The sequence below is a fragment of the Vagococcus zengguangii genome, from assembly GCF_005145005.1.
GTDB lineage: Bacteria > Bacillota > Bacilli > Lactobacillales > Vagococcaceae > Vagococcus_A > Vagococcus_A zengguangii.
The window spans coordinates 1,585,329-1,602,737 of record NZ_CP039712.1; the positions used below are offsets into that span (position 1 = coordinate 1,585,329).

Sequence of the window (17,409 nt, forward strand, 5' to 3'; positions counted from 1 at the left end):
TTTCATCTCGCTTAAAAAAACACAAAACCGCCTGAATATTTTCAGACGGCTTTGTTAGTATGAATTATTTGTTTTCAAGTTTCTGACGGATTTTTTCTTCTTGACCTGCAATGCGGGCATAACGATAAAATCGTTTCTTCGCATCTTCAATTGTCTTATTGTATAATTCATCCGAAATGTCAGGGTCTACCTTATTTAAAGCAGAAAAGCGCGTTTCGCTTAATAAGAAATCCTTCATTTGACTAAAATCAGGCTTCTTAAAGTCTAACGTCATCGGATTTTTCCCTTTCTCTTCTAATACTGGATTATAGCGATATAATGACCAGTATCCAGAATTAACGGCATCTTTCGTTTGCTGTAACGTGATACCACCACTAATTCCGTGTGCAATACATGGAGTATAGGCAATAATCAAAGAGGGGCCTGGGAATTTTTCCGCTTCTTCAATTGCCTTAATCGTCTGCATTTGATTAGCGCCTGAAGCAATTTGTGCGACGTAGACATTACCATAACTCATGGCAATCACACCTAAATCTTTTTTAACACTCCGTTTACCATCAGCTGCAAATTTCGCAATGGCTGCACTTGGCGTCGCTTTTGATTTTTGACCGCCAGTATTGGAATAGACTTCATTATCCATCACCAGTATATTAACATCTTCACCACTTGATAAAATATGGTCAATCCCGCCAAAACCGATATCATACGCCCAACCATCGCCACCAATCATCCAGTGACTCGGTTTCACTAATAAGTCCCATTTCTCTAAAATTTTAGCCAAAGCGGGATAACGAATTTGCTCACTTTCAACCATCGCTTTCACTTTTTGTGCACGTTGCTGTGTGCCTTCACTATCATTAAAATGCGCTAGCCAATCATTCAGCATTTCGGTAATCTCTTCTGGCAAGTCTTCTTCTTTCAAAATCGTTTTAACGATTAACGCTAATTCCTCTCGACGTGAACGATTAGCTAAATACATACCATAACCAAACTCTGCATTATCTTCAAATAATGAATTGGACCATGCTGGCCCTTGACCTAAGTGATTGGTTGTATAAGGTGTTGTTGAAGCAGAGGCTCCAAAGATAGAGGAACAACCTGTTGCATTAGCCATCATTAAACGGTCACCATACAATTGCGTTAATAATTTCAGATAAGGTGTTTCACCACAACCGGAACAGGCACCCGAAAACTCGATTAACGGTTGTTGAAATTGAGAGCCACGAACACTTGTTGTTTTAAACGGATTGTCTTTAGTTTTTAACGTCATCGCAAAGGCCCAGTTAATCGCTTGTTCTTTCATCTCATCGTAAGGTTTCATCTCTAATGCCTTGCCTTTTGCTGGGCAAGCTTCCACACATAATCCACAACCGGTACAGTCTTCAAGGGACACTTGAATGCGATACATTAAACCATCCGCTCCTCGCATTTCACGCGTCAGGAATCCTTCAGGTGCTTCACTTTGTTCGCTTTCATCAACTAAAAACGGACGAATCGCCGCATGTGGACAAACAAAGGCACATTCGTTACACATTGTACAACGGTCGACATTCCATTCAGGTACTTCTAACGCGATGCCCCGTTTTTCATAAGCAGCCATCCCACTTGGAATACGGCCATCTGTCATGTTTTGATTTTTCAAATCAGCGACCGTTAATTTATCTCCTTCTTGACGAGCAATCGGGTCCACTATTTTAAATACAAATTCTGGTCGCTTAACTTTAGTGTCAGTTAAACGTCCTTTAGCGTCTAACCATGACTCATCTAATTTAATTTCGCGTAAACTATCTACCGTTAAACTCATTGCCTCGATATTTTTATCGACAATTTCTTGTGATTTCTTAGCAAAACGTCGACTAATGTCAGCAGTCATCTGTTCTTGTGCTATGCTAGGCTCGATAATACCAGCTAACTCAAAGAAAGCACGTTGCATGATAGTGTTGATGCGACCTGGCACCCCTACTTTTAAGGCAATTTGAGCGGCGTCCACGACATAAAAACGGATATTTTTTTCAAGCATCTTCTGACGCATTTTGTAAGGTAAAATAGTTTTTAAGGTGTCATTTGACCAACTAGCATTCAATAGGAAAATACCGTTATCTTTTAAAGAATCAATTAAATCGTATTTTTTGACATAAGAGGCATGGTGACAACCTACAAAATCAGCTTCATCAACTAAATAAGTTGCCTCAATCGGTTCCGGACTAAAACGTAAATGTGACACGGTTAAACCGCCTGATTTTTTCGAGTCGTAATCAAAGTAACCCTGAACAAATTGCTCGGTCTGATCCCCTACAATTTTGATTGTTGAATGATTAGCACCCACTGTGCCATCTGAACCAAAGCCCCAAAACTTCGCTTGATACGTTGTTTGAGGTATTAGGTTAAGTTCCTCTTCAACCGGCAATGATAAAAATGTCACATCGTCAGTAATACCAATTGTAAAACGACGTTTCAATTCGCTTTTTGGCTTCATTAGATGGCGATAAACAGCTAAAATATGACTCGGTGTTGTATTTTTTGAACCCAAACCATAACGTCCACCCGTAATAACCGGTGACAACTCACTATCATAAAGGGCGCTTTGCACATCTAATAATAACGGCTCACCATTTGCCCCTGGTTCTTTTGTACGGTCTAACACCGCAATTTTTTCTACCGTTTTCGGTAATTTATTTAAGAAAACTTCAGTTGGAAACGGACGGTATAAATGGATATTCAAATGCCCCACTTTATGCCCTTGAGCATTTAAATGATCAACGGTTTGACGAACAGTTGACGCCACACTTCCCATTGAAACAATCACTTCCGTGGCATCTTCCGCTCCATAATACGTAACTAAATCATATTCTGTACCACGTAACGCATTAATTTTTTGCATATAATGTTGAACAATACCCGGTACTGCTTCGTAATAGCTGTTAATTGTCTCACGCTGTTGGAAGTGAATATCCGGATTTTGATTCGTCCCACTCACATGTGGCTGATTCGGATTTAAGCTACGCTTGCGAAATTCAGCTAACTTCTCTTCATTGAGTAAGGGACGTAACGCTTCATAATCTAGCACTTCAATTTTTTGTAATTCATGACTCGTTCTGAAGCCATCAAAAAAACTTAAAAACGGCAAGCTCGCTTCTATCGTTGCCAAATGTGCAACAGCCGCTAAGTCCATTACTTCTTGAACACTACTTTCGGCCAACATCACAAAACCTGTTTGACGAGCAGCCATCACATCTCCGTGATCTCCGAAAATACTTAAAGCATTTGTTGCAACAGCACGTGATGCGACATGAAAGACCGTTGGCAATAACTCACCAGCAATTTTGTACATATTAGGAATCATCAATAATAAACCTTGTGAAGCTGTATAGGTGGTGGTTAACGCACCTGTTTTTAATGAGCCATGAACAACTCCTGCTGCTCCGGCTTCTGATTGCATTTCGATAACATTAACAGGACGATTAAATAAGTTCCTCTTCCCTTGAACTGACCATTCATCAGTGACTTCAGCCATCGTTGAACTAGGGGTAATCGGATAAATTGCGGCAATTTCTGTGAAAGCATACGCAATATGCGCTGCCGCTGTGTTACCGTCCATTGTCTTAAATTTACGCATTGACTTGTTCTCCTTTTTTCATCTTTGTGAAAAAACTACCTAAGTTATTATATACTCTTTCTATGTTTTTTTAAAGAGTATATTCACTTTTTAACAAAGTGTTAATTAACTCTTAATCCTGAATGATAAAGAAAATTAACTTATTATCCCTAAAATTCAAAATATCCCTGTTTTTTTAATTTTTATGTTAAAATCGTTTATAAATAACCCCTTTAAATAATAGGAGGAATACATTATGAAAATTGCTGTTATTGCCGCAAATGGAAAAATTGGACAACTTATCACGAATGAAGCCGTTGATAATCACTTTGATGTAACGGCTATTGTTAGAAATGAGAACCATACCCATGCACCTAATGTTCTTAAAAAAGACTTATTTGATTTGACCGCAGAGGATCTTCAACCGTTTGATGTTGTTATCGACGCTGCAGGTTTTTGGGCACCAGAAGATTTAATTAAGCACGAAACATCACTGGTTCATTTAACAACGATTCTTAAAGATACAGCTGTTCGGTTAATTATTGTTGGAGGCGCGGGTAGCCTCTATCTAGATGAAACTCGTCAACAGCGCTTAATGGATCTATCTGTTTTTCCAGAAAGTTACAAACCACTTGCACAAAGTATGGCTAACGGGTTAGACTTTTTGCGAACCGTTCATGATGTAGAATGGCTTTACGTCAGTCCAGCAGATGATTTTCAAGCTTTTGGTGTCAAAACAGGCAACTTTGAGCTAGCTGGTGACATCTTAACGACTAATGAAAAAGGACAAAGCTTTATTAGTTATCCTGATTATGCATTAGGAATTATCGAACTTATTAAGAGCCCCCCTAGTACTCAACAACGTGTGTCGCTTTATACAAAATAACAAAAAACCTGCGAGCTATTTTTCTCGCAGGTTTTCTTTATTTTGCTCAATTAAATGCAACTGACCACGACAATGACAACGATATCGGTTGGTGTCGAGTCTTTTTTGACGTTGATAAATTTGATGACAGGTTTGACACTGATATTGATAACGATAGTTATGTTCAGCTAAAGGTTTAACATAACGACTCCCTCCAACCGCTTGTAAAAGTTGTTTAAAATCAGCATCACGGTGTTGATAACCACATCCTGTTAAATGTAAATGATAATGACACAATTCATGTAAGATCACATCCACTAGTTCCGACCAACCATATTTTTCATATACTAACGGATTAATATCGATATGGTGATTCGTTAAATGATAACGCCCACCTGTCGTTTTTAGCCTTCGATTGACCTTAGCTTGATGTGTAAACGGACGCTTAAAACATCGAGATGAAATCACTTCAATCCAACTTTGTAAATTAGCATCTGTTAACGGTGGCTTCCCTTCAAACAGTGCCGTAAAAAACTCTCGATCTTTTGCCAACATCTTTTTATTTAGGTCCAATCATACTTAAAGCAACACGATGTTTCGTTAAATCTACCTCTTCAATCCAAACGGTAACGATATCACCTACTGCTACCACATCGGTTGGATGCTTCACAAACTTATTACTTAATTTAGAAATATGAACTAAACCATCTTGCTTCACTCCGATATCAACGAACGCACCAAAATCTACCACATTACGAACGGTTCCTTCTAACTCCATTCCAACTTTTAAATCTTCCATAGTTAAGACATCTTTGCGTAGTAATGGCGCTGGCATTGCGTCACGCATATCTCGGCCAGGTTGTTTTAACGCTTCAATGATATCTTTAAGTGTTTCTTCCCCAACGGCTAATTTCGTCGCCATGTCAGATAAAACGATGTTGTCTAGTTTTTGCTTACTTTCATCTGTGCCCAAATCAGCTAAATTAATTGCTAACTCTTTTAATAACGTTTCTGTAGCTTGATAACTTTCTGGGTGAATACCGGTATTATCTAGGACGTTTTTACCACCAACAATACGTAAGAAGCCAACCGCTTGTTCAAAGGCTTTTGGCCCTAAACGTGGCACTTTTTTAAATTGCTTACGATCAGTAAAGACGCCTTGTTCGTCACGATATTTCACAAAGTTTTGCGCAGTTGTTTTATTTAAACCGGCTACGTGTTGTAACAACTCAGAACTAGCCGTATTCGCATTCACTCCGACTTGGTTCACTGCTGTTTCAACGACAAAGTCTAATTGTTCGGCTAAACGTTTTTGAGAGACATCATGTTGATATTGACCAACCCCAACGGCTTTTGGATCAATTTTTACAAGTTCTGCTAATGGATCTTGCAAACGACGCGCAATGCTAACCGCGCTACGTTCTTCAACTTGTAAGTCAGGGAATTCTTCACGGGCAACGCTACTAGCTGAGTAAACAGATGCCCCAGCTTCGTTAACAATCACGTAATAAACATTACGTTTGATGTCACGTAATTGCTCGGCAACAAATAGCTCAGACTCACGACTTGCTGTTCCGTTACCAATCGCCACCATTTCAACTTGATATTTTTCAATTAATTCTTTAAATTGTGTACCGGCTTGCGCTTGCTTGGCGGCAGGTGCTGGTTTATGAGGATAGATTACGCTGATAGCTAACACTTTACCTGTCGCATCAACAACGGCTAGTTTACAACCTGTACGATAGGCAGGGTCAAAGCCCATCACCACTTTACCTTTTAAAGGTGACTGTAATAATAAATTACGCAAATTTTCCCCAAAAATATTAATCGCTTGCTCGTCGGCTTTTTCAGTTAAGTCCCCGCGAATTTCGCGCTCAATTGCTGGCTTGATAAAACGTTTGTAGCTATCTTGATAAGCAGTACGAATCAAGTCAGTAGCTGTACTTTGCGTATGTTTACCAATTAATTGACGTTCAAAATACTGCATCACTTCGTCTTCTGGTAAGACTAACTCAACTTTTAAAATACCTTCTTTTTCTCCACGGTTCATTGCTAAAATACGATGAGATACTAGCGTTTTAACTGCTTCTTGATAGTCGTAGTACATCTCAAAAATGCCTTTTTCATCTTTTGAGGCATCTTTTTCAGTGCTGACCATTACACCTTTTTTCACCGCAAATTCACGCAACCATTCACGGAATTTTGCTTCGTCACTAAACGTTTCAGCCAAAATTTCATGAGCGCCACTATAAACGTCTTCAACAGTAATCAGTTCATATTCGTCGCTTAAATATTTTTGCGCTTCCACTTCAACTGAACCAGTTGGAAATGTTAATAACCAGTTAGCAAATGGTTCTAAACCTTTTTCTTTTGCAATCGTAGCTTTTGTACGACGTTTTTGTTTATATGGTCGGTAAATATCTTCTAACTTTTGCATAGTTGTGGCCGCCTTTATTGCTTTAGACAATTCTGGCGTTAATTTATCTTGTTCAGCAATTAGACGCTCCACTTCTTCGCGGCGTTTTTCTAAGTTAGTAATATATTGATGACGTTCTTCAATTTCACGAATCATCACTTCATCTAGACTGCCGGTTACTTCTTTACGATAACGTGCAATAAACGGTACCGTGTTACCTTCTGCTAGTAATTCCAATACTTTTTTTATTTGATTAGGTCGATATTGCGTTAATTCTTTCGTTACAATCGAAAGCACGCGTTGTTCTTTTTCATCCAAATTTGTCACGTCCTTTACTTCATTTGTTTCCTATTTATCATATCACAAGTTAGCCTTCAGGTTGCCAAACTTCCCCTTGAAAAAATTCCTGGTCTTGGACAATTCCCCGCTCATCAAAAATAACTGCATGTACGCTACCGCCGTAGATGCCCCCACCATCCATTCCGATTTTATGGTCAACTTGCCATAACTTAGTTGTTTGATTATCACCATATAAATTAGGAGTCGGGGTATGGCCAAACACAATTGTTTTACCCGTCTGGTTAGGTAGCTGATGGAATGGTTCACGTATCCAAACGAAATCACGGGCACTAGTCTGTTGCAAATTTTCTTTCGTTAAATCAACCCCTGCATGCACAAAAACATACGGCCCCCATTCATAATAAAGTGGTAATTCCCCTAAAAAAGCTAACAATTCTTTATAATGATGACGAATCATACTAGCAATTTCAACTGCTGAATACTCTTCACAGGCGCCTGGATGAAGTAAACTTTCAATCGTTGCTTTCCCACCATTTAATAAATAATTAGGATAACGCTCAATCGGATCTTCAATAAATCGCAACAATAAATCTTCATGATTTCCTTTTAAATATATAGCTTGTTGCTTCTTAACTAACTGTTGCCCCAACAACAAACACTCCTTGCTGTAACTACCACGATCTAACAAATCTCCTAATAATACGAGTTGATGACTTGAAAAATCATAATCCGCTAACGCACGGTGAAACATAGTGATATCTCCATGAATATCTCCAATAGCATAAATCGACTTCATTATCTCACCTACTTATTATTTTTATACAAAAGTTATACAAAAAGAGGCAGACCTAATCGCCTCCCCCTCATTTACTCACTCTATTAGTCTTCTCTTTGGAAGTTTAATTTTACACCTGGAATATCTAATGCAATTTCAGTTACTTCTTCCGTTAATCGCTCAATCATGCGGAACAATGGTTTAATTAATTCGTTTACTTCTTCCTTAGTTAATTCTTCAGATTTTGTTATTTTACGACCGTGAACTTCTACTAATTGACGGACAGCACCTGTTAAAGCAAAATCTGGGAAAAGAATTTTATAGATAACACGTACCCCTAGAACACTGTTATTATCTGAATCAAAATCTGCTTCTTCATTGACTTCTAGTGGTGTAACATCAACTTTAATTTCATTTTCACCAGTTTCTTCTTTGATTGCATCGTAATGAAAAGCTTCTACAAATGCTTTATGTCTTACTAATTCCATTGTCTTCCTCCTACTTATTCACCGATAATGTATCGATCAATCACTTTTTGTTTTATTATAACATATTGTTTCTAAATAATATCATCCGTGTCTTATATTCTCAGATTTATCCCAAAAAATACATGGTACAATCAAAAATACGTTAACAATTCTATTTAGATGAAATTTTTCAAAGAATTATATTTATTCATGTGCTATAATATTCATTGAATTTATATCATATTATAAAGGAGAAATTATATGTCGGAAACAAACTTGAAGAAGAAAAAAGATTTGACTAAGATTAAAACGCCTCATACTTACGTCATTATCTTTGGTGTTGTTGTCTTCGCATGGTTGCTAACATTCTTAGTACCGGCCGGAAAATTCAATACAACTGATATTGAATACAAAGATGCTAATGGCGAAATTGCAACAAAAACGGTCTTAGACCAAGATTCATTCCGCTATCAATACAACTTAGATGGCAATGTAGTTATCGATAAATTAGAAGATTTAGTTAACGATGAAACTAAATTGGAAGAAATCGGTGTAGCTCAGGCGGACGTTGAAGCGTTAATCGCTGAAGGTCCAGAAAACATTTCACAATCTGCTTTAGATGAAGCAAACTTAACAGATGATACACTGTATGACTTATACGGTAAAGATATTTATGATACGTCAAAAAAATTACACAAAACAGCTAAATTATGGGGAACAGATGACTTCGGTGGTTTTGGTTTCCTAAACTTCGTTTTCGAAGGTTTAGTATCTGGTGATAAATATGGATCAGCTGTCGGAATTGCTGCATTGATCCTAGTCGTAGGTGGTGCCTTTGGTATTATCATGCGAACTGGTGCAATCGATGCTGGTATTTATGCCTTCATTAGTAAAACAAAAGGTTTGGAAAAATTCGCTTTACCATTATTATTCTTTGCCTTTTCATTTGGTGGCGCAACTTTCGGAATGGCTGAAGAAGTTATCCCATTCTCTATGGTAATGGTTCCGTTTGTTATTGCCTTAGGTTATAACTCCATTGTTGCCGTAACCGTGACCTATGTCGCGTCACAAGTCGGGAATGCTGCTTCTTGGATGAGTCCATTTAGTGTGGCAGTTGCCCAAGGTATCGCAGGTGTACCCGTTCTTTCAGGTGCAACTTTCCGTTTAATTATGTGGGTGGTGATTACAGGAGCTGCCGCAGCGTACATGATGATTTACGCTGAAAAAATCCGTAAAAATCCATTAGCTTCAGAAACTTATGAATCAGATCAACATTTCCGTGATCAAATTCAAAAAACTTCTGATGAACAAAAACCTTTCTTATTAGGGCATAAATTAGTCCTAGTAGAAATGTTAGTCGTATTAGTTTGGATCATCTGGGGCGTAACGCAAAAAGGTTACTACATTCCAGAAATCGCTTCTCAATTCTTTGTTATGGGATTAGTAGCAGGTATCACTGGTGTCATTTTCAAACTTGACGGTATGGGAATTAACGATATCGCGAAAAGTTTCCAAAATGGTGCTGCTGATTTAGCTGGAACTGCAATTGTTGTAGGGATGGCTAAAGGTATCTTATTAGTATTAGGTGGTTCTGATGCTGCTCAATACTCAGCTTTAAATACAGTCTTACATTCAATTGGTTCAGCATTATCTGGTTTACCAGCTTTACTTGGTGCTTGGTTCATGTATATTTTCCAAAGTTTATTCAACTTAGTGGTAACGTCAAACTCTGGACAAGCGGCATTAACAATGCCAATTATGGCACCTTTAGCTGACTTACTAAATATCCCAAGACAGATTGCTGTCTTAGCTTACCAATTAGGTGCCGGCTTCATGGATGCCTTCACACCCGTTTCAGCAAGTTTAATCGGGGTACTTGGTGTAGCACATATCGATTGGGCTAAATGGGCTAAATTCCAAATTAAAATGCAAGCATTCTTATTCGTACTAGGTTGTATTTTTATTGCCATTGCGATAATGATTGGTTTACAATAATTAGAACATTTTGAGCTGAAACTTAGGTTTCAGCTCTTTTTTACTATTAATGGGAGCTTTTTTATCGTAAAATATAGACAAACAATGATGGAGGGCTACAATGAAAGCATTAAAAATTATTACTTACGTTGGTATTTTTTCAAGTATCGTTCTACTAATTTCTGGAGTATTTAGCAAAAATTATTACTTAATCGGTGGTGCTGTTCTACTATTCTTAATTTCATTGAGTGACATGAAAAAAGTTAACGATCGTTCTGACAACTAATAAAAATTGTTCAAACGCATTTTCATTACTAATGTTATTGATTTACACTATCACAAAAGGAGTGATTCAACATGATGAAATTAATTAAAAATGCCGAAGTTTACACACCTGATTATTTGGGCCGAAAAGATTTGTTATTAGCAAATGATAAAATTATCGCTATCGAGGACCAAATCAACGCTGAAGGATTTCCGGTGCCAGTCGAAGTAATCGATGTCGCTGGTAATATTGTCACACCTGGTTTTGTAGACTGTCATTTCCACTTAACTGGTGGAGGTGGCGAAGGAGGTTATCAAAACCGCACACCTGAAGTGACATTATCAAAATTAACAACAGCTGGTGTTACAACTGTTGTGGGATGTTTAGGGACTGACGGTATTGGACGTGATATGGTGGCGCTAATTAGCAAGGCTCGAGGTCTTGAAGTTGAAGGAATTTCAACTTACTTATATGTTGGTTCGTATCGTTTGCCTGTCAAAACAGTAACTGACTCTATTATTAAAGACTTACTAACGATTGATAAAATTATTGGGATTGGTGAAGTGGCAATCGCTGACCACCGCTCTTCTCAACCAAGTTTTGAAGAATTCACTCGTGCGGCTGCTGATGCACGAGTTGGAGGAATGTTATCTGGTAAAGCCGGGATTATCAATGTCCATCTAGGTGATGGGGCCAACCCATTTGGCTTAATTGAACGCACAGTCGATGAAACGGAAATTCCAATTAGTCAGTTTTTACCGACTCACATTAACCGTACCGAAGCAGTTTTTGAAGCGGCAATTGACTATGCTAAGCGCGGAGGATATGTTGACTTTACTGGTAGTGAAAATCCTGAATTCTGGGAGAAAAGCGATGGCGAAGTGCGCTTTAGTAAAGGTCTAAAACGACTGTTAGCAGAAGGTATCTCAATTGACCAAATCACAATGACTTCTGACGGACAAGGAAGCTTGCCTTATTTCGATGAGGATAATCAATTTCTTGGTTTAGGAGTTGGAAGTGCTAAATCATTATTAGTTGGCATTAAAGATGCCGTTCTAAACGAAGAAATTCCATTAGAAACAGCAATCCGAACCATTACTAAGAATCCGGCAACGATTTTAAAATTGGAACATAAAGGGAGCTTAGATGTTGGAAAAGATGCAGATATCTGTGTCTTAAATCCTGAAACACTAGACTTAGAAACAGTAATTGCTAAAGGAAAAATTATGGTTCAAAACCAAGAAGTTAAAGTTTGGGGAACATTCGAACAAAACTATTAGAATAACCAAAAGGAGCGATACCAAATTGGTATCGCTCCTTTTTTAGTCTAGGCTTCTTATATTGCTCAAAAGTCCAAGCACTCGCAAGCACTTTATTTAATCCGGCTTTTGGGTGCTGCTTTTTCGACAATATGCTGTGACTCTCAATAATTGTTACACAATTTTCGTCGTCCCACGCATATTGCTCAAAAGCAACCCGTACCCGCAAGCACTTTTATTTAATCCGGCTTTTGGCATCAGCGTCTGCGGTAATATGATGAAGTTCTCAAAAGGATTTTTAATCCTTTCGTCACTTCATGCATATTACTTGAAGCTAAACGATGCCTCAAGCACTTTATTTTACCAAACGGTCTTCGCCAAACCATTTCTCGCTGATGGTTTTAGCTTGGCCATTTTCAATTAGGTTGTTGATAGCTTCATTTACTTTATCTGCTAAATCTGTTTCACCTTTTCTAAAACCAATCGCATAGTCTTCTTCTGGAAATTCAGTTGCTAACATTTTGAAGTCATCTTTGTTAGTTTTTTGAGCTAAATAATAATCAGCAAAAATCTTATCAATTAATAAGCCATCTATACGACCTGCTTCTAAGTCCATAAAGGCTTCTGTATAAGCTGGGTAAGAAATTGCTTCCTGGTCTTTAACAAAGTCCTTTAACAGTTCAGGATTATTATTAAATGCGTCTTCTCCGCTAGAACCTTCTTGTAGTCCAACAACTTTTCCATCTAAATCATTTGGTGTTCTCATTTTATTTTTTTTCAATGTTACGACTACTTGATCGTTTTTCAAATAAGTTTGACTGAATGTCACTTGCGCTTGACGTTCTGAGGTAATCGTATAACCATTCCAAATCGCATCAATGGTGCCATTTTTCAATTCTGTTTCTTTCATTGACCAATCAATTGGTTGAAATTCAACAGATAAACCTAGCTCTTCCCCAACTTTGTCGGCAAGTTCAATATCAAAACCTGTCAATTCTCCCTTGTCGTCACGGAATCCCATTGGTACGAAACTATCGTCTAAGCCAACTACTAACTTGCCTCTCTCCTGATAATCAACAAATGTACGCTCTTCTTCTTTTTGAGCGTTACAAGCGGTTAAACTCACGCCTAATCCAATTAAACAGGCTCCTAATAATACTGATACAGCTGCTTTCATAATAAATTCCTCCTAATATTTTACATTCACTTCATAAATTTTATCGGCAATTGTTTGAGCAAAGGTATGATCATGCGTCACTACAATCTGAGTAATGCCGTTTTCTTTTAAATTCAATAGCATAGCGCCCACACTATCACGTAATTGTGGATCAAGAGCGCTCGTTGGTTCGTCATAGCATATCACTTCTGGTGTTAGCATTAAGGCTCTCGCAATCGCTACCCGTTGTTTTTGTCCACCTGAAAGCTCATACGGATAATGATTCACTTGTTCTCCCAACTCAAATTGCTCAAGCAAGCCTTGTGCTTGTGCCGTCAACTTTTCTACTGATTGACTACTTTTTAATTTAGGGGCTAGTAACAAGTTTTCTAAAACCGTCATATGCGGAAATAAATGATAATCTTGGAACACAACGCCAATTTTGTTCCGTTGCGTTGATATTGGTTGATTATCTAGTAAAATCTCACCTTCTTCAAAATGTTCTAACCCGCTTATACAACGTAGCAGCGTTGTCTTACCTCCACCAGACGGGCCTACCAAACAAATTAATTGGCCTTTCGGAATTTCTAGTGATAAGTTATCAATAATCGTTTTATTCTGAAACTTCTTGGTTAAATTTTTAATCGTTAACATCTACGAACTCCTTATTGATAATAATTTATTTTTTTCTCACCATATTTAAGTATTAAGGTCATCACACCTGTTAAAACTAAGTAAATAATAGCAACATCGATAAGTGGAATAATACTAACCTCACGCTGCATAGCAATACGTCCTGCTTTCATCAATTCACTTAAACCTAATGCATAAACTAATGAAGTATCCTTTACTAACGTGATGACTTCGTTCCCAACTGAAGGATAAACAACTTTGAATACTTGTGGAATAATGACTTTCTTCAACGTTTCCAACTTTGTTAAGCCTAGCACTTGAGCCGCTTCGTATTGTCCTTTAGGAATCGCTTGAATGCCTCCTCTAAAAATTTCAGCAAAATAAGCCGAATAATTAATGACAAATGCAAGTAAAACTGCGGCTAAACGATTTTCAATGACCATCCCTAGTAATGGAAATCCGTAGAAAACGAAGATCATTTGTAATAACAAGGGTGTTCCACGAATCATCCAAACTAAACCATTCAACAAATAACTGAGCCACTTTATTTTGGTTTTTAATAATAATCCTAAGATTAAGCCAAGTGGTAACGATAATAATAATGTCAGAAAAAACACTTCAAGTGTCATTTTAGTTCCTTCAACAAGTGAAGGGAAAACTTTTAATGCGATATCCATCTTCATCTCTCCTTTAAAATAAAAAAAATCCTCTTAGCCTAATAGCTAAGAGGACGTATATTCATACGTGGTGCCACCTCAATACGTTCTCACTTCACAGTAAGAACCTCATGCAGTCAATAAATGACTGACAAGCAGTAACGAGCTCAATCGGTTAAAACTAATAAATCCATCTCAATCACTTGATGAATCTTTCATTTTAACAACTCATAGGTGTGTGTTCAATCCGTTTACTTACTCCGTTTTCAGCTACCGGGAGCTCTCTTTAAGTAGGGACGCATTTACTTGGCCTAATCATTGTTTTTGCGTTATTAAAAAATAAAAAAGTCCTCATGACCGCAGTCATGAGGACGAATAATTACTATACGTGGTGCCACCTCTAATTTTTCTTTATCTCACAATAAAGAACTTAGTTAGTCAATCTATATTGACTAAAAGCGGTAACGGGCTTAACGAAACTTCTTACTTAATACGTGTTCAGAAGTTTAACTCATAGGTGTGTTTCGATTCATGTTCTTACTCTGTTCTCAGCTACCCAGAGCTCTCTATCAAGAAGGGATTTATCTACTTGTCCTAATCAATGTTTGTTACTTTGTTTATTTTTAATACTTTACCATACAAATTCTTATCTGACAAATATTTTTGACTGTTTTTTTTGTGATTATATCAAAAAAGCACTAAAACAGTCCGTTTATCACGACTGTTTCAATGCTTAAAAAATTATTTTTTAATTTCGGCTAAAATATCAGCCACAACTTTTTGCTGGAATTCGCCTGTTAACTTTTCAGTTAATTTAGCAATAGCATCTTTATCCATACTTGGGTCTTTGGCCATAGCCGCTTGAATGCCTGCTTGTACGAAGGCTTTCGCGTCTTCTTCCATTGTTGCTTGTTTTTCTTTCATTAACTTACCAAATTGTTCTAATTGGTCAGTGCTTAACACTTGCCAACCGTTGGCAACGTAAAATTCATTTTTCTCAGAAATAAATTCTTTCTTATTATTTCCATAGTTGAATAAAACTTTCATTACTTTATTTTTTGGTACCCAATACGTTTTAGATTGGACCCATTTAGCTTCTGAACTGTTTTCAATCACTTTGTTGGTAGTATTCGTAGTACCAGTTGCTTTAGGTTCTTTTTGGTCCTCTGAACTTTTCACTAAGTAAATTTCTTCTGACCCGTCGCCTAAACTTTGATACATTAAAATGTTCATACCGTTCATATCACCGCTTGAGACTAGCGCATGTTCTTTTACAACGGTTTCTTTTTTCATGCCGAAATGCTCACTACCATTAGCAATCATCGCAATTGTTGACGCGACAAATAATAACCCAAAAATGGTTGGCAACGCAATATGGCGTTTATCTGTTGCTTTAATTGAGAAATAGGTAAATAATAGCGCACTAATCGCTGAAATCAATAACATCATTACGCCTTACCTCCTACCGCAGTTTGTTTTTTAGCTTTTAACATAAACGCTAATAGACATCCAATAATCGCGAAAATTACTGCGACATAGAAAGCTGAATGATAACCTGATAATAACGCCTCAATTACTTGATCTTTATAAGCAAGTGGTGTTTTATCAACTAGACTTTCTTTTGGCATGTTGTTAGTTGTGACATTTGATAATACACTGATTAAAATAGCTGTTCCGATTGAACTTGCTACTTGGCGGAAGGTACTGTTAACTGCAGTACCGTGACTCACTTGATGATGTGGTAAAGCATTCAATCCTTCAGTTGTTAATGGCATCATCGCCATTGAGATAGCGAACATACGAATACCATATAACACAATAATATAAATTAATGGTGTTTCAGAGGTTAAGAAGGCAAATGGTAAAGTCGCCACTGCTAAAATAAACATTCCTAAAATCGTTAAGCGTTTTGCCCCTTGCTTATCAAAAATCTTACCCGTAATTGGCATCATGAATCCCATCACTAACGCACCAGGTAATAGCATTAAACCTGAGTTGAATGCTGATTCACCGCGAATATTTTGGATATACATTGGTAAAACCATTTCGGCACCAATCATCGCCATCATCACTAAACCAGATAAAATAGTTGAGACTGTAAATGTTTTTGATTTGAACACACGTAATTCTAAGAATGGCTCGTCCATTTTTAATTGACGTAAGCTAAATAACGCTAAGAATACAGCACCGATTACAATACATGCAATAACTAAACTGTCGCCCCATCCTCTTGAACCAACTGATGAAAAACCATACAACATCGTACCAAACGCGATACAAGATAAAATGACTGAAGCAAAGTCGATTTTTGGTTTCGAAACTTCTAATACATTTTTCATTAAGAAGAATGACAAGAATACTACAATCACACTAATCGGTAACATCATACCGAAAAGTACACGCCAGCTGTAATGGTCAACAATCCAACCAGATAAAGTTGGGCCAATCGCTGGAGCTAGTCCGATAACAATTCCAGACATCCCCATAGCGGCCCCACGTTTTTCAGGAGGGAAAATTGAGAACATAATGTTTTGTTGCAATGGCATAGAAATCCCTACACCCATCGCTTGAATCAAACGTCCTATCAGTAAGATAGTAAAATTAGGTGCTGCAAAACAAGCAAATGTTCCGATTAAGAAAATAATCATCGCTGCTAAATATAGGTTCTTAGATGGGAATCGGCTAATTAACCAGCCAGTAATTGGAATCATCATCCCATTGATTAATAAAAAGCCTGTTGTTAACCATTGTACGTCGTTAGCTCCTATGCTAAACGCGTCCATTAGTTTAGGTGTCGCTGTTGCTAGTAATGTTTGGTTTAATACGGTACAGAATGAACCGATTAATAACACAGCAACTAGCCAACCGCGTTTATACGGTTTGCCATGAATATCAAGTGTTTCTTGTTTACTCATTAAATAATTTCTCCTTTATTCTTTTTAATTTTTCACCTACATTACTTTATAAGGTTTCGCTTTCTTTATCAAGAAAGTTGACATATTTGTTAAAGGAAGTATAATGAAAGTTAACTAATGAACAAGGAGTAAG

The 17,409-nt window shown here is 37.4% G+C and carries 13 protein-coding genes, 1 pseudogene and 2 other annotated features; of the genes and pseudogenes, 4 read left to right on the plus strand and 10 right to left on the minus strand.

What is annotated here, in order from left to right; all coding sequences use genetic code 11:
* Positions 1-67 precede the first annotated feature (67 nt).
* A pseudogene (nifJ, locus tag FA707_RS07510) lies at positions 68-3,616 on the minus strand (pyruvate:ferredoxin (flavodoxin) oxidoreductase); the annotation flags it as partial.
* A 235-nt stretch (positions 3,617-3,851) separates the two neighbouring features.
* Between nifJ and FA707_RS07515 the strand changes: the two are divergent.
* Positions 3,852-4,481, plus strand: coding sequence for an NAD(P)H-binding protein (locus FA707_RS07515; protein WP_136953642.1), 630 nt, complete (start codon positions 3,852-3,854; stop codon positions 4,479-4,481).
* Between the two features lie 15 nt (positions 4,482-4,496).
* Here FA707_RS07515 and FA707_RS07520 read toward each other — a convergent pair whose 3' ends face one another.
* The 4 genes from FA707_RS07520 to FA707_RS07535 all read right to left on the minus strand — a co-directional run bounded on the left by FA707_RS07520 (position 4,497) and on the right by FA707_RS07535 (position 8,439).
* Positions 4,497-5,015 (minus strand): SprT family protein, encoded by a 519-nt coding sequence (locus FA707_RS07520; protein ID WP_136953643.1) that lies wholly within the window; start codon positions 5,013-5,015, stop codon positions 4,497-4,499.
* A gap of 4 nt (positions 5,016-5,019) precedes the next feature.
* The gene (locus tag FA707_RS07525) at positions 5,020-7,194 is read right to left on the minus strand and encodes a Tex family protein (RefSeq protein ID WP_136953644.1); all 2,175 of its coding nucleotides are present in this window, start codon (positions 7,192-7,194) and stop codon (positions 5,020-5,022) included.
* A 49-nt stretch (positions 7,195-7,243) separates the two neighbouring features.
* The gene (locus FA707_RS07530; protein ID WP_136953645.1) at positions 7,244-7,972 is read right to left on the minus strand and encodes a metallophosphoesterase family protein; all 729 of its coding nucleotides are present in this window, start codon (positions 7,970-7,972) and stop codon (positions 7,244-7,246) included.
* A gap of 83 nt (positions 7,973-8,055) precedes the next feature.
* Positions 8,056-8,439 carry a DUF1149 family protein gene (locus FA707_RS07535; protein WP_136953646.1) on the minus strand — a complete coding sequence of 128 codons (384 nt, stop codon included), beginning with the start codon at positions 8,437-8,439 and terminating at the stop codon, positions 8,056-8,058.
* A 240-nt stretch (positions 8,440-8,679) separates the two neighbouring features.
* On the opposite strand from FA707_RS07535, the gene yfcC reads away from it, so the two are divergent.
* The 3 genes from yfcC (at position 8,680) to iadA (ending at position 11,937) form a co-directional block, all read left to right on the plus strand.
* On the plus strand, positions 8,680-10,413 hold the full coding sequence (yfcC, locus tag FA707_RS07540; protein WP_136953647.1) for a putative basic amino acid antiporter YfcC: 1,734 nt from the start codon (positions 8,680-8,682) through the stop codon (positions 10,411-10,413).
* A 100-nt stretch (positions 10,414-10,513) separates the two neighbouring features.
* A complete protein-coding gene (locus FA707_RS10475; protein WP_154299918.1) occupies positions 10,514-10,678 on the plus strand; it encodes a hypothetical protein in 165 nt (54 codons plus the stop codon).
* A 74-nt stretch (positions 10,679-10,752) separates the two neighbouring features.
* Positions 10,753-11,937, plus strand: a complete 1,185-nt coding sequence (gene iadA / locus FA707_RS07545; protein WP_136954212.1) for a beta-aspartyl-peptidase — start codon at positions 10,753-10,755, stop codon at positions 11,935-11,937.
* A gap of 334 nt (positions 11,938-12,271) precedes the next feature.
* Here iadA and FA707_RS07550 read toward each other — a convergent pair whose 3' ends face one another.
* From FA707_RS07550 to FA707_RS07570, 5 genes are all read right to left on the minus strand, one after another.
* On the minus strand, positions 12,272-13,093 hold the full coding sequence (locus tag FA707_RS07550; protein ID WP_136953648.1) for an amino acid ABC transporter substrate-binding protein: 822 nt from the start codon (positions 13,091-13,093) through the stop codon (positions 12,272-12,274).
* A 12-nt stretch (positions 13,094-13,105) separates the two neighbouring features.
* A complete protein-coding gene (locus tag FA707_RS07555; protein WP_136953649.1) occupies positions 13,106-13,726 on the minus strand; it encodes an amino acid ABC transporter ATP-binding protein in 621 nt (206 codons plus the stop codon).
* Positions 13,727-13,737: 11 nt separating this feature from the next.
* A complete protein-coding gene (locus FA707_RS07560) occupies positions 13,738-14,382 on the minus strand; it encodes an amino acid ABC transporter permease (protein WP_136953650.1) in 645 nt (214 codons plus the stop codon).
* 46 nt (positions 14,383-14,428) lie between these two features.
* Positions 14,429-14,689 (minus strand) — a binding site (T-box leader).
* Between the two features lie 36 nt (positions 14,690-14,725).
* Positions 14,726-14,972, minus strand: a binding site (T-box leader).
* A gap of 130 nt (positions 14,973-15,102) precedes the next feature.
* On the minus strand, positions 15,103-15,810 hold the full coding sequence (locus FA707_RS07565; RefSeq protein ID WP_136953651.1) for a DUF4811 domain-containing protein: 708 nt from the start codon (positions 15,808-15,810) through the stop codon (positions 15,103-15,105).
* Positions 15,810-17,276: an MDR family MFS transporter gene (locus FA707_RS07570; protein WP_136953652.1), complete on the minus strand. Its 1,467-nt coding sequence runs from the start codon at positions 17,274-17,276 to the stop codon at positions 15,810-15,812. The genes FA707_RS07565 and FA707_RS07570 overlap by 1 nt, the downstream gene beginning before the upstream one ends.
* Between the last annotated feature and the right edge of the window lie 133 nt (positions 17,277-17,409).

Bases quoted from the DNA above. Each gene is read 5' to 3' on its own strand.
- FA707_RS07515 (WP_136953642.1), top strand. From the start codon at position 3,852: ATGAAAATTGCTGTTATTGCCGCAAATGGAAAAATTGGACAACTTATC.
- FA707_RS07520 (WP_136953643.1), bottom strand. From the start codon at position 5,015: ATGTTGGCAAAAGATCGAGAGTTTTTTACGGCACTGTTTGAAGGGAAG.
- FA707_RS07530 (WP_136953645.1), bottom strand. From the start codon at position 7,972: ATGAAGTCGATTTATGCTATTGGAGATATTCATGGAGATATCACTATG.
- FA707_RS07535 (WP_136953646.1), bottom strand. From the start codon at position 8,439: ATGGAATTAGTAAGACATAAAGCATTTGTAGAAGCTTTTCATTACGAT.
- yfcC (WP_136953647.1), top strand. From the start codon at position 8,680: ATGTCGGAAACAAACTTGAAGAAGAAAAAAGATTTGACTAAGATTAAA.
- FA707_RS10475 (WP_154299918.1), top strand. From the start codon at position 10,514: ATGAAAGCATTAAAAATTATTACTTACGTTGGTATTTTTTCAAGTATC.
- iadA (WP_136954212.1), top strand. From the start codon at position 10,753: ATGAAATTAATTAAAAATGCCGAAGTTTACACACCTGATTATTTGGGC.
- FA707_RS07550 (WP_136953648.1), bottom strand. From the start codon at position 13,093: ATGAAAGCAGCTGTATCAGTATTATTAGGAGCCTGTTTAATTGGATTA.
- FA707_RS07555 (WP_136953649.1), bottom strand. From the start codon at position 13,726: ATGTTAACGATTAAAAATTTAACCAAGAAGTTTCAGAATAAAACGATT.
- FA707_RS07560 (WP_136953650.1), bottom strand. From the start codon at position 14,382: ATGGATATCGCATTAAAAGTTTTCCCTTCACTTGTTGAAGGAACTAAA.
- FA707_RS07565 (WP_136953651.1), bottom strand. From the start codon at position 15,810: ATGATGTTATTGATTTCAGCGATTAGTGCGCTATTATTTACCTATTTC.
- FA707_RS07570 (WP_136953652.1), bottom strand. From the start codon at position 17,276: ATGAGTAAACAAGAAACACTTGATATTCATGGCAAACCGTATAAACGC.